11 protein-coding genes are annotated in these 13,012 nt (G+C 43.0%); 4 read left to right on the top strand and 7 right to left on the bottom strand.

Annotation, left to right across the window (positions count from 1 at the left end):
- The first annotated feature begins 301 nt into the window (after positions 1 to 301).
- Positions 302 to 802, top strand: coding sequence for a transcription/translation regulatory transformer protein RfaH (rfaH, locus tag MTF70_RS18270; RefSeq protein ID WP_248394203.1), 501 nt, complete (start codon positions 302 to 304; stop codon positions 800 to 802).
- A gap of 115 nt (positions 803 to 917) precedes the next feature.
- Here the strand turns inward: rfaH and asnB are convergent, their stop codons facing one another.
- The 4 genes from asnB to nagA all read right to left on the bottom strand — a co-directional run bounded on the left by asnB (position 918) and on the right by nagA (position 6,837).
- Positions 918 to 2,582: an asparagine synthase B gene (gene asnB, locus MTF70_RS18265; protein WP_005382100.1), complete on the bottom strand. Its 1,665-nt coding sequence runs from the start codon at positions 2,580 to 2,582 to the stop codon at positions 918 to 920.
- A 230-nt stretch (positions 2,583 to 2,812) separates the two neighbouring features.
- Positions 2,813 to 4,402: a cation:proton antiporter family protein gene (locus MTF70_RS18260; RefSeq protein WP_025766989.1), complete on the bottom strand. Its 1,590-nt coding sequence runs from the start codon at positions 4,400 to 4,402 to the stop codon at positions 2,813 to 2,815.
- An 81-nt stretch (positions 4,403 to 4,483) separates the two neighbouring features.
- Positions 4,484 to 5,698 carry an ROK family protein gene (locus MTF70_RS18255; protein WP_025766988.1) on the bottom strand — a complete coding sequence of 405 codons (1,215 nt, stop codon included), beginning with the start codon at positions 5,696 to 5,698 and terminating at the stop codon, positions 4,484 to 4,486.
- A gap of 2 nt (positions 5,699 to 5,700) precedes the next feature.
- Entirely contained in the window at positions 5,701 to 6,837 is a 1,137-nt protein-coding gene (nagA, locus tag MTF70_RS18250) for an N-acetylglucosamine-6-phosphate deacetylase (RefSeq protein ID WP_025766987.1), read from the bottom strand.
- A 489-nt stretch (positions 6,838 to 7,326) separates the two neighbouring features.
- Between nagA and nagE the strand changes: the two genes are divergently transcribed.
- Both nagE and glnS read left to right on the top strand, forming a co-directional pair.
- Positions 7,327 to 8,820 carry an N-acetylglucosamine-specific PTS transporter subunit IIBC gene (gene nagE / locus MTF70_RS18245; RefSeq protein ID WP_005384985.1) on the top strand — a complete coding sequence of 498 codons (1,494 nt, stop codon included), beginning with the start codon at positions 7,327 to 7,329 and terminating at the stop codon, positions 8,818 to 8,820.
- Positions 8,821 to 9,096: 276 nt separating this feature from the next.
- Positions 9,097 to 10,767 (top strand): glutamine--tRNA ligase, encoded by a 1,671-nt coding sequence (gene glnS / locus MTF70_RS18240; RefSeq protein WP_005382124.1) that lies wholly within the window; start codon positions 9,097 to 9,099, stop codon positions 10,765 to 10,767.
- Between the two features lie 222 nt (positions 10,768 to 10,989).
- Here glnS and fcrX read toward each other — a convergent pair whose 3' ends face one another.
- A complete protein-coding gene (gene fcrX, locus MTF70_RS18235; RefSeq protein WP_005382141.1) occupies positions 10,990 to 11,439 on the bottom strand; it encodes a ferric iron uptake transcriptional regulator FcrX in 450 nt (149 codons plus the stop codon).
- Between the two features lie 200 nt (positions 11,440 to 11,639).
- Between fcrX and MTF70_RS18230 the strand changes: the two genes are divergently transcribed.
- Positions 11,640 to 12,143, top strand: a complete 504-nt coding sequence (locus MTF70_RS18230) for a DUF4442 domain-containing protein (protein WP_005382144.1) — start codon at positions 11,640 to 11,642, stop codon at positions 12,141 to 12,143.
- A gap of 52 nt (positions 12,144 to 12,195) precedes the next feature.
- Here the strand turns inward: MTF70_RS18230 and fldA are convergent, their stop codons facing one another.
- Positions 12,196 to 12,729, bottom strand: coding sequence for a flavodoxin FldA (fldA, locus tag MTF70_RS18225; protein WP_005382146.1), 534 nt, complete (start codon positions 12,727 to 12,729; stop codon positions 12,196 to 12,198).
- 48 nt (positions 12,730 to 12,777) lie between these two features.
- Positions 12,778 to 12,999, bottom strand: a complete 222-nt coding sequence (locus MTF70_RS18220; RefSeq protein ID WP_005393038.1) for a DUF2788 domain-containing protein — start codon at positions 12,997 to 12,999, stop codon at positions 12,778 to 12,780.
- Positions 13,000 to 13,012: the final 13 nt, after the last annotated feature.

Raw genomic sequence — 13,012 nt, 5'->3', positions numbered from 1 at the left:
AACGACTTCTACGTATACAATGCAATTCAACGAGTGACAAATAATAAAATTTTGCCATTCAACTATTTTTGTTTGTTAAGTGGCTGTTTTTGATTAGATTTGCAGATTATATGATGGTGTATTGGTTGTGTCACAAACTTAATTTCCATTTTTGCCTATGGACTTCTTTATCGTAAGTTGCTGAAAAATGTCGTTAATGCGAGCGATGTATAATCATACTTTTATAGATAAACTGAATATCAATGACTCAACTTTGGCTTAATGCTAGGATAAAAACAAAATAGAATTGGCTAGTAAAAAGATGAAACGTTGGTATCTACTTTATTGTAAACGTGGGGAGCAGGTTAGGGCGAAACAACACCTTGAAAACCAAGGTGTAGAATGCTTTTATCCAACTGTAGAAGTTGAGAAGATTTTGCGCGGTAAAAGACAAAAAGTCGATGAACCGCTGTTTCCTTGTTACGTATTCGCTTACTTTGATTATGAGCAAGGGCCAAACTTCACCTCAGTCCGCTCTACTCGAGGTGTTGTTGACTTTGTGCGTTTTGGTGCTCAACCGAAAGAAGTTCAAGGTGACTTGGTCTTCGAATTGATGCAGCTAGAAAAGTGTTGTAATGACAATACCGTTTCTGAATGCATGCCAAAACCAGGCGATCAAATTAGAGTTAAAAGCGGTCAATTTGCGGGCATAGATGCCATCTTCCAAGAACAAGATGGTGAGAAACGCTCAATTATGCTAGTTCAGATGATCACCAAGCGTGTGCCTGTCAGCATAGACAATAGTGATTTAGATTTAAAATAGCCTAATTCCATCAAACATAAAAAGAGGTGCAAAAGCACCTCTTTTTGATCGTATCTAATTTTTTGTCTGTTTTAAAAGGGTTGGACGAACCAACCCTTATCTTTATCGTAGAGAATTAGTATGAGTCGTTGTGAACGGTCTGTACTGCACGACCTGATGGGTCAACACAGTTTTGGAACGATTCATCCCATTCAATCGCCTTCGCTGAAGAACACGCTACTGAAGGGCCTCCTGGTACACACTCTGCTGCTGATGGAAGTGGGAATAACTCTTCAAAGATTTCACGGTACACGTAGCCTTCTTTTGTCGTTGGCGTGTTGTATGGGAATCGATATTGAGCTGTTTCCATCTGCTGGTCTGTCACTTTCTGTTCTGCTACTTCTTTCAGCGTATCGATCCAGCTGTAGCCAACGCCATCAGAGAACTGCTCTTTTTGACGCCATGCGATCGATTCTGGCAGGTAGTGCTCGAAGCACTCACGAAGGATGTGTTTCTCCATTTTACCGTTGCCACACATCTTGTCTGCTGGGTTCAAGCGCATTGCTACATCAATGAACTCTTTATCTAGGAAAGGTACGCGTCCTTCAACTCCCCATGCTGCCAGCGACTTGTTAGCACGAGCACAGTCGAACATGTTCAGAGCAAGCAGTTTACGCACAGTCTCCTCGTGGAACTCTTTCGCGTTTGGCGCTTTGTGGAAGTAAAGGTAGCCACCAAAGATTTCGTCAGCGCCCTCACCAGACAATACCATCTTGATACCCATCGCTTTGATCTTACGACCCATTAAGAACATAGGTGTTGATGCGCGGATAGTCGTCACGTCATATGTTTCAATGTGGTAAATCACGTCACGAATCGCGTCCAAACCTTCTTGAATCGTGTACGTCATTTCGTGGTGAACGGTACCAATTTGGTCGGCAACTTCGCGAGCTGCTTTCAGGTCAGGCGCGCCTTCTAGGCCAACAGCAAAAGAGTGCAGTTGAGGCCACCAAGCTTCAGACTTTTCATCATCTTCAATACGCATCGCTGCAAAGCGTTTTGCTACCGCAGATGTAATAGAAGAATCTAGACCACCTGAAAGAAGCACACCGTAAGGCACGTCAGTCATTAGTTGGCGTTTAACAGCCGCTTCTAGCGCTTCCGTCAATTCTTCTTTGCTAGTGCTGTTACCTTGTACTGCTGCGTACTCGTTCCAGTCACGAACATAGTAACGTGTTGGCTGAGTATCTTTAGAGCTGTAGTAGCTACCAGGAGGGAATTCACTTACTGTTTTACATACTGGAACAAGAGCCTTCATCTCTGATGCCACATAGTAGTTACCATGTTCATCGTGACCTTGATAAAGAGGGATAATACCAATATGGTCACGGCCGACTAAATACTCATCTTTTTCTTCGTCGTAGAGCACAAAAGCGAAAATACCGTTTAGTTCTTCAAGGAGATCTGCACCCATATCTTGGTAAAGTGCAAGAATGACTTCACAGTCTGAATCGGTTTGAAATTCGTACTTTCCTTCGTAACGAGCACGAATTTCTTTATGGTTGTAGATTTCACCATTGACGGCAAGGATGAGCTTCTTATCAGGGCTGTATAGCGGCTGTGCACCACTATTTAGACCAACAATCGCCAAGCGCTCGTGCGCTAAAATAGCACGCTCTGAAGAGTAAATCCCAGACCAGTCTGGGCCACGGTGACGAAGTTTTTTCGACATCTCTAATGCGATAGGGCGCAATGCGGCTGCATCGCTTTTAATGTCTAAAATGCCAAATACTGAACACATACTACATCCTTACTAAACTAAACAATTTCTAATCGGTATGGTTTAAATTTGCCATTACTAATAAAAAAAGCAACGTTTTGTGATTAAAAAAATGATAAAAGGCCTTGTTGTATGGAAAATATTTAACTCAACCGTTGTTTTGGTGAATGAGATCAAGGTTTGGTATAAAAACTATACAAAAAAGGCTTTCTATCAATAGAAAGCCTTTCAAAAAATATCAGTGCTGTTGCTTATTTAATTGGTGTGAATTTAGGCTGAAGTTGTTTACAGACGTGTCGAGCAAAACCGCTACCAGCTTCACTATATATATTGAATGCTGCGTCAACGCCATTTTCAAGTAAGCCTTGCAATTGATCTGGGTATTCGGCGATAGCGGCAATTTGCCCCTTATATTTTCTGCGTTTAAGCTGCTCAAGTGCTGTTTGGTTACCTTGATGATGTGGCATTGCAAGCAGAACCAGTTTTACATGACCTGTATCTAAAATTCGCTCCCAGAAATCCGGGTCGGTGGCATCACCAGAAATCACATTTCTTCCTTCTGAACGATGATGATGTGCAGCGTCTTCACGAATTTCTATACCCAATGAAATTTTGCCATAGCGTGAGCGTAGCTCATCATAAGCGCCCGTTCCAATACGCCCCATACCTAAGATCAATACTTGGGCATGACCTGGGTTGATGAGTTGGTCGCGTTGATTGAGCTTTTCTACCGCTGTCTCTTGCAGCCACTTACCTGAATGTTGATAAATTTTATGGCTAAGGCGGTTAAGTGGCGCGGAAATTACAAAGGATACCGACACCGCAACCGCAATCGCAGCAAGCATATCACTTGGCATCCAGCCCATTTTATAGGCCAACCCTGCAACAATAAGACCAAACTCACTGTAGTTAAATAGTGATAAAGAGGCGAGCAAAGAGGTACGTACTCGAAACTTAAAATGATTAATAGTGACGAAGTACAAGAGTCCTTTGATTGGTAGCAGTAAGATAAATAGCAGGGCGAGAACGACGCCATTCACGCTCAATGAGGCGGATAAACCAATGTTTAAAAAGAAGCAGACTAAAAAGAGCTCCTTCATATTGAATAATGACTTGGATAGTTCTGAGGCTTTTGGGTGACCTGCGAGTAGCATGCCTAAAATTAGCGCGCCCAAGTCTGGTTTCATCCCGACCAACTCGAATAGCCCAGCACCGACAACAAGCGCGAAGAAAATACCGAATAGCACCAGCATTTCGCCGTGGCCAACTTTATCGAGCAGCTTATAGAATAGGGGACGAAGGAAAGGCAGTGCGAACAAACCGATGGCATACCATTCTGGGACTTTTCCGGTTGAAGCAGTCAGGAATACTACGGCAAAAATATCTTGCATAACCAAGATACCGATCGCGAGTGTGCCGTAGGTCGCGTTCATTTCGCCTTTTTCTTGCAATGCTTTTACGGCAAAAACGGTACTAGAGAACGATAGTGCAAAAGCTAAAAGCAGGATTTGGCTGCCGTCCATACTGGCTAGCGAAGTCAAGCCCAGTAGTTTTAAGCCGGATAACGCTAGGGCAAAAAAAGCGGTAGAGAGTATGTTGTGGGCGGTTGCCCCTCCCCATATTTCTTTGGACAGCAGGGTTTTTACATCGAGTTTGAGTCCAATAGTAAACAGAAGAAGAGTAACACCAAGATCTGCGAGAGTGACAATAACGTCATTGCTTTGGTAACCAAATGCATGCAAGCCAAATCCAGCTAGTAGAAAACCAACGAGGGGAGGGAGGCTGCATTTAAGCGCAATAAAACCAGCTAAAAAAGCGGCTGTAATTAGAATAATTTCCATACTGTTGAGCTGTATTCCTGATATACAAAAACGGGCTGTGAAAACACAGCCCGAGATTGTAACTCAATTGGTTGTATAAACTTAGTCTTCCAGTAACTTTTGTAACAAAACTCCGTTTAGCATAGCGCGTTTAATCATCGCAAATGCGCCCATCGTTGGCTGCTTATCAATGTGAGAAGCCACGATAGGGAGGTCGTTATGGAAAGTTTTAAGAGATTGATTCTCTACGTTGCGTTGAATTGCAGGGAAAACAATATCTTGTGCTGCAGTAATATCGCCAGCAATTACAATTTTCTGTGGATTAAATAAGTTAACCGTAATCGCAATCGCTTTACCTAGCTGGTTGCCCACTCGCACTAAACTCTGTTTCGCAAGTTCATCACCATTCATTGCGTGCTGACATACCGCTTCAATTGTGATGTTTTCAAGGTCGGTTAAGCTTGATTCGTATCCTTGAGTAATCAGTTGCTTCACTCGTTGAATAATCGCTGGGTTTGCAGCTACGGTTTCTAAACAGCCAAAGTTTCCACATTGGCATTGCTCACCAAGCGGGTCAATTTGGATATGACCAATTTCACCGACGTTGCGGTTAAAACCAAGAAAAACCTGGCCGTTAACGATAATACCTGCGCCAGTACCGCGGTGGACGCTAACCAAAATAGAATCCTGGCAGTCTTGGCTTGCTCCAAAGTAGTGCTCAGCCAACGCCATGCCACGTACGTCGTTGCCAACAAAGCATGCTGTATTAAACTTCTCTCCAACAATTTCACCGAGAGCAAGATTATCGATATCGGTATTAGGCATGTATTCGACCACGCCAGTTGTTGGGTTAACAAGGCCCGGTAAAGTGATGCCGATAGCGATGAGTTGATCAATTTTGTCTTCGCAACGGTTTACGAAATCTTTTAATAAATCGATAAGTCCTGCGATTAAGTCTGCTTGGTTAGTGTAGTGCAGTTCATGCTGATCTTCTGCCAGCGCGGTACCACCTAAATCGTATAAACTGAACTGTACGTAATCTCGACCTAAGCGAACGGCAATCGAATGAAAAGGTTTGACTTCAGTAGTCAAAGAGATCGCACGACGACCACCAGTTGAAGCTTGTTGGGCGACCTCCTTAATAAGGCCGCGCTCTAAAAGTTGGCGGGTTATTTTGGTAACACTAGCAGGCGCGAGCTGACTCACGTCCGCGACTTGAATACGGGAGATAGGACCTTGCTGATCAATCAGCCTATATACCGCAGCGCTGTTAAGCTGTTTTACTAAATCTACATTACCAATCTGTCCGCCATTCATGCTTAATTTTGCTCGTATTGTCCGTTAACAACCGTCGCTTTTACTTTAAAGTCACGATCGAAAATAGTCAGGTTTGCAACCATCCCTTTTCGAACTCGGCCAAGGCGATCCTCAACACCAATTGCTGTTGCTGGGTATAACGTGGCCATTCGTAGAGCTTCGTCTAAAGCGATCCCCGCGTGCTCAACTGAATTCTGAACTGCTTCAATCATTGTCAAAGCTGAGCCGCCTAGCGTGCCATTTTCATCAACACACTTACCATCTCGGTAATATACTTTCTTACCGACAAAAATAAAGTGATCAATGTTAGCACCTGCTGGAGCTGTGGCATCCGTCACCAAAACAAGCTTTTCACCTTTGATTTTATGAGCAATTCGGATGTTTGCGTAGTCGACGTGAAAACCATCAGCAATAATGCCAGCATATACGTCAGGAGTATCGTAAATTGCACCAACAACTCCTGGTTCACGACCAACCATTGGTGTCATTGCATTAAAGAGGTGTGTAGCAAAAGTAATGCCTGCTTCAAAGCTTTTACGTGCTTCGGCGTAGGTTGCATTTGTGTGGCCAATTGAAACTACGATGCCAGCAGCCTTTAATCGCGCAATATGCTCTGGGTCGTTATGCTCAGGTGCTAGTGTTACTTTCGCTACGATATCGGCGTTTGTGCAGATAAGGTCGATCATGCTTTCGTCTGATGGGCGAATAAAATCTACGTTATGGATGCCTTTTTTCGCGACGTTAAGGTAAGGACCTTCGAGGTGTAAACCAAGCGATTGATTTTGATACTTGTTGTGGTACTCACGAGCTGCGGCAATTGCAGTTCGCATATCTTCATCAGATGACGTAATGAGTGTTGGCAGGAAGCTAGTACAGCCAGATTTGAGGTTTGCCTGGTGCATGATTTGCATGGTTTCAGGGGTAATTGCATCGTTTAGCATTACACCGCCACAACCGTTCAACTGCAGATCGATAAAGCCTGGACTTAGATTAGCGCCTGCAAGGTCTTTTAGTTCGATGCTTTGAGGTAGCTCAGAAACCGGCACAATAGATTGAATAAGATCGTTTTCGATGATGACCGCATGATCGGTAAGAACATCACTACCGGTATAAATTTTACAGTTACTTAGCGCGTACATAGTCAGCTAGTCCTTATAGATGAGAATTCAATTTCTATATCGTTATCTAAGTAGAGACTGCTTCAGTCATATGGGTACTTAGTTTGTATCACTGAATTAGATAACGAGTCACATACAGCAAGTCGCGTTTTATCGATGTTATTGTCATAGTAACTAACTGAAAAGTAATAATTGTATGGTTTTTTATGATTCTTTTTCAGAGCAAAGTTACAGTGATTTACCCGCCTAGATACCAAAATAACACTGATTCTGCCTTGCATAAAGTGCGAGAATATTATCTTTAAAACGCCATTTTTTCGTATAATAAAATAAGTTTTATGATCTCGCTAGCAAAAACCTTCCGAAAGGGCAAATTGTGGTGATTATGATCACAAACGGTGAGCTTTTAATTTGCGGAGCAAAATTAATATCATAAACTTAGGATGACTAAATTGGACGGCTGAAATAAGTCATTCAACATAACATCTAATCCTATAGGGGGAACTTAAGGTGAACATTCTCGGATACTTCCAGAAGGTGGGTAAGGCGCTTATGGTGCCGGTTGCCACACTTCCTGCAGCAGCAATACTCATGGGTATTGGCTACTGGATCGACCCAAATGGCTGGGGCGCAAACAGTGCACTTGCTGCATTTCTTATTAAAGCTGGTGCAGCGATCATTGACAACATGTCAGTATTGTTCGCTGTTGGTGTTGCTTACGGAATGTCTAAAGACAAAGATGGCGCCGCTGCACTTTCAGGCTTCGTGGGCTTCTTAGTTGTCACAACGCTTTTGGCCCCTGGTGCAGTATCACAAATTCAAGGCATTGACCCAAGTGAAGTACCTGCTGCATTTGGTAAAATCAATAACCAGTTCGTAGGTATCTTGGTTGGTATTGTTTCTGCTGAGTTGTACAACCGTTTTTCTCACGTAGAGCTGCACAAAGCACTGGCGTTTTTCTCTGGTAAGCGTCTTGTACCTATCCTAACGTCTTTTGCTGGTATCGTTATTGCGTTCATCCTGATGTACGTTTGGCCATCAGTTTACGGCGGTCTGGTCAGTTTTGGAGAAAGCATTCAAGGTATGGGTGAAGCAGGTGCAGGTGTTTATGCATTCTTCAACCGTCTTCTAATTCCTGTTGGTCTGCACCATGCACTAAACTCAGTGTTCTGGTTTGATGTTGCTGGTATTAATGACATTCCAAACTTCCTTGGCGGTGCGAAATCATTAGCTGAAGGCACGGCAACGGTAGGTGTTACAGGGATGTACCAAGCGGGCTTCTTCCCAATCATGATGTTTGGTTTACCAGGCGCTGCTCTAGCGATGTACCATACTGCGAAATCAAAGAATAAAGAGAAAGTGGCATCTATCATGATTGCGGCTGCGTTTGCTTCATTCTTTACAGGTGTAACAGAACCACTTGAATTTGCATTCATGTTCCTTGCTCCAGGACTGTACGTTCTTCACGCAGCGCTGACTGGTCTATCAGTTTATATCGCGGCATCAATGCAGTGGATTGCAGGTTTCGGTTTCTCTGCTGGTTTAGTCGACTTAGTATTGTCGACTCGTAACCCGCTAGCGGTAAACTGGTACATGCTCATTGTACAAGGTCTTGGTTTCTTTGCGGTTTACTACTTCGTGTTCCGTACCGTGATTGTTAAGTTTGGCCTTAAAACACCGGGACGTGAAGATGATGAAGAAGCTTCATCTAACGTGGCTGGATCAAGCAATTCTTCAGAGCTTGCTCGTCAGTACTTGAAAGCACTTGGCGGTCATGACAACCTAAGTTCTATCGATGCCTGTATTACTCGTTTGCGCCTTTCTGTGAAAGATATGAGCGTTATCAATGAGAAAACTCTGAAAGATCTTGGAGCTATGGGAGTTGTGAAGCTAGGTACAAACAACCTACAAGTTATCCTTGGTCCACTAGCAGAGATTGTTGCTGGTGAGATGAAGAATGTATCTAAAGATGAAGACTTAAGTGGTGTTCAGTTACCAGCTTAACTGTTTAATAGTGGTGCGATTGTTTGTTATTGGTATTGCAAACAATTGATACTACAACATCGCAAAAGGCCTCCGCAGGAGGCCTTTTTTCGTTTAGGCCCTTTGAATCTGCTTTGCTTTCACGCCAACTCAATAAATATTGTCGTTTTAGAGCGAGTTCTTGTTGTCTAATTGCTTAGAATTGTGGATCATTAGGAACAATGTACTCTGTGAAACCATACTTGGATACAGGGTTCCGTTTTCTCTGACAATACTAATATTTTTGAGGTGCTATAGATGAGTGAAGCTGATGCTCGTCCATCAAACTTTATTCGCCAGATCATTGATAAAGATCTAGCGGATGGTAAACACACTAGCGTGCATACTCGATTCCCGCCGGAGCCAAATGGCTACCTGCATATCGGTCATGCTAAGTCTATCTGTTTGAACTTCGGTATTGCTCAGGACTACCAGGGTCAATGTAATCTGCGTTTCGACGATACAAACCCTGAAAAAGAAGACATCGAATACGTTGAGTCTATCAAGAAAGATGTAAACTGGTTGGGCTTTGAGTGGAGTGGTGAAGTATGTTACTCATCAAACTACTTCGATAAGCTTTACGAATATGCAATTGAATTGATTAACAAAGGCTTAGCGTACGTAGATGAGCTAAGTCCAGAGCAAATTCGTGAATACCGCGGCACACTAAAGGCGCCAGGTAAACCAAGTCCATACCGTGACCGTTCTGTTGAAGAGAACTTGGCGTTGTTTGAAAAAATGCGCGCTGGTGAATTTGAAGAAGGTAAAGCGTGTCTTCGTGCTAAAATCGACATGGGTTCTTCATTCATGGTCATGCGCGATCCAGTTTTATACCGTGTGCGTTTTGCTACGCACCACCAAACTGGTGATAAGTGGTGCATTTACCCAATGTACGACTTTACGCACTGTATTTCTGATGCATTAGAAGGCATTACGCACTCTATTTGTACGCTTGAATTCATGGATAACCGTCGTCTGTACGATTGGGTTCTAGACAACATCACGATCGAAAGCCGTCCACATCAATACGAGTTCAGTCGTTTAAACCTTGAATACACAGTGATGTCTAAGCGTAAGCTTAACCAGCTAGTTACTGAAAAACTGGTTAATGGTTGGGATGATCCACGTATGCCGACTGTCTCAGGTCTGCGTCGTCGTGGCTTCACACCTGCATCTATTCGTGAGTTTTGTAAGCGTATTGGTGTAACGAAGCAAGAAAATATGATCGAGTTTAGTTCATTAGAATCTTGTATTCGTGATGACCTAAACGAGAACGCTCCGCGTGCAATGGCTGTACTGGATCCTGTTAAAGTTGTTATCGAAAACTTTGAAGCAGGCGCAGTAGAAAACTTGACAGTTGCCAACCACCCAAATAAACCTGAAATGGGCGTGCGTGAAGTGCCATTCACGCGTGAATTGTGGATTGAGCGTGAAGACTTCCGTGAAGAAGCGAACAAAAAGTACAAGCGTTTAGTGCTAGGTAAAGAAGTTCGTTTACGTGGTGCTTACGTGATCAAAGCTGAGCGCGTTGAAAAAGATGCCGAAGGCAACATCACAACGATCTTCTGTTCTTACGATGCAGATACGCTAGGTAAAAACCCAGCAGATGGTCGTAAAGTGAAAGGCGTTATTCATTGGGTGTCAGCTGATAAAGCTCTTCCAGCGGAAATTCGTCTGTACGATCGTTTATTTACGGTGCCAAACCCAGGCGCAGCGGAAGATTTTGCTTCTACTATCAACCCTGAATCATTAGTTGTGATCAATGGCTTCGTCGAGCCTAGCCTAGCTTCTGCAGAAGCAGAAAAAGGTTACCAGTTTGAACGTATGGGTTACTTCTGTGCAGACTCGAAAGACTCTTCAGCAGATAATCTAGTATTCAATCGCACGGTTGGTCTACGTGATACCTGGGCAAAAATTGAGAATCAATAATCTCAATTAATGCTGAGAACGATGAAAAAATGCCAGCAAACGCTGGCATTTTTTATACCTAATCCCACAGAGTGCTATATAGATGTGCAAAACTGTGGAGAAAAAAGATGGGTGTTTAGTAGCTTTTGTTCTGTAACCAAAGTACTGACGTCTAAGGTACTGACTTCTAGAAACAAAAAACGCCAGCATGTGCTGACGTTTACTTTTTAAATTAACAAACCCTTATTTTTTCGGTTTGTGTGCATCTGGATTGTCTTTACAACCACCATCGCTACACTTGCCGTACAAGTATAAGCTGTGGTTTGTTAGTGTGACATTGTACTTAGCTGCAATCTCTTTTTGACGTTCTTCAATAAGATCGTCAGAAAATTCAATTACCTCACCACAGTCTAGGCACACTAGGTGGTCGTGGTGATGTTGAGTCGATAATTCGAAGACTGACTTTCCACCTTCAAAGTGGTGACGAGTTACAATACCAGCATCGTCGAACTGGTTTAGAACTCGGTAAACAGTTGCTAGGCCAATTTCTTCACCTAGATCAATCAACTTTTTGTACAAATCTTCAGCACTGATGTGCTGGCAGTCTGGCTGCTGAAGTACTTCTAGAATTTTTAGCCTCGGAAGGGTTACTTTTAAACCCGCATCCTTCAGCGCCTGATTATTATCTGACATATACTTTCCCGTTGGATCATCTGCAGCGATTTAACAGAATTCAATCTTCCTACCATTATAGGATAAGCGTTCGGAACATTAAACCACGAACTTCAAAGGGTTAATAGAATCTTTTTGTAAATTAGAAACAGGTCCATTATATTACAGCTCTGACCAGTTACAATTGTGTAACATTAAGCTTGGAGAGGGCAGGGATAGCGATGAATAGGCGACTAGCGAAGATATACAAACCAGGAATTGTAAAGTTCGCACTCAATATTTGGCCTCCTTTTTGGGGGGCGGGTATTAAAATCTTACATATTTCTCAAGACTTCCGTACTGTAAAGGTACGTTTAAAGCTTCGCTGGTGGAATAAAAATGCCAATCGCACCCAATATGGCGGCAGTATTTTCTCTTTAACTGATCCTATTTACTCGTTGATGCTGATGGGGATTCTACGAGAGGAATATTATGTGTGGGATAAAGAGGCAAGCATTAACTTTATTAAGCCGGGGCAAAGTGATTTGTTTGCAGAATTTGAGGTCACTGAAGGGATGCTGGAAAACATTTATCAAATGACACGGAATGGAGAAAAGTGCTTTCCTGAGTTTATTACTCATGTAAAAGATAAACAGGGGAATGTGGTTTCAGAGGTTCAACGCAAGCTTTATGTAAGAAAGAAACCTCAGTATCGCGAAGAGGAAGTACTTACCGATGCTGTGTGACAATACATACAAAAAGACCTCCAAGTGGAGGTCTTTGCATCATTCAATTTGATTAGCCTTCTAGCTCAGCTAAACACATCTCTTCATAGATCTGTTTAACCCAGCTTTCAACACGCTCGTCAGTCAATTCTGGTTGGCGGTCTTCATCAATACATAGACCTACGAATTGGCTTTCGTCACCTTCAACAAGTGCTTTAGACGCTTCAAATTCGTAGCCTTCTGTCGAGGTATGGCCAAGAATTGTGCCGCCTTTAGATTCAACGATATCACGGACTGTGCCCATCGCGTCACAGAAGTATTCTGCGTAGTCTTCTTGGTCGCCACAGCCAAAGATAGCCACTAGCTTAGTAGAGAAGTCGATTTGCTCAAGTTCAGGGAAGAAGTCATCCCAATCACATTGTGCTTCGCCGTAGTACCAAGTTGGGATACCTAGAAGAAGAAGATCGAAGTTATCAATGTCTTCTTTGCTGCTTTTCGCGATGTCTTGAACGTGAACTAGATGTTTACCTAGTTGCTTTTGAATCATCTTTGCAACGGCTTCAGTATTACCTGTGTCGCTACCGAAGAAGATACCTACACTTGCCATAGAGTCTATACCTTTACATTGTTTGTTATTGGCGATGCTACTAAGGGTTTAACCTAACCCTGAGCCTTCCCAAGTTAGCTGAATTACACCTTTTGCAATAAAGCCAGCACAGCCTAGGAAAAGGACTAACCACACAATACGACGACCAAAAACAGGTACATTGCCTTGCTTTAGCACATCTTTTATCGCCATCCCGATGAAAAAAAAGATAGCAGCAAAAAGAAGATCGAGCCCAATAGACTCGAGCATATCCATATAGTCGTAAAGCATTTTAGCCCTTCAT

Source organism: Vibrio sp. 2CM40D, from assembly GCF_023161825.1.
Classification (GTDB): domain Bacteria; phylum Pseudomonadota; class Gammaproteobacteria; order Enterobacterales; family Vibrionaceae; genus Vibrio; species Vibrio alginolyticus.
This window is presented reverse-complemented; position numbering and strand designations above follow the sequence as displayed.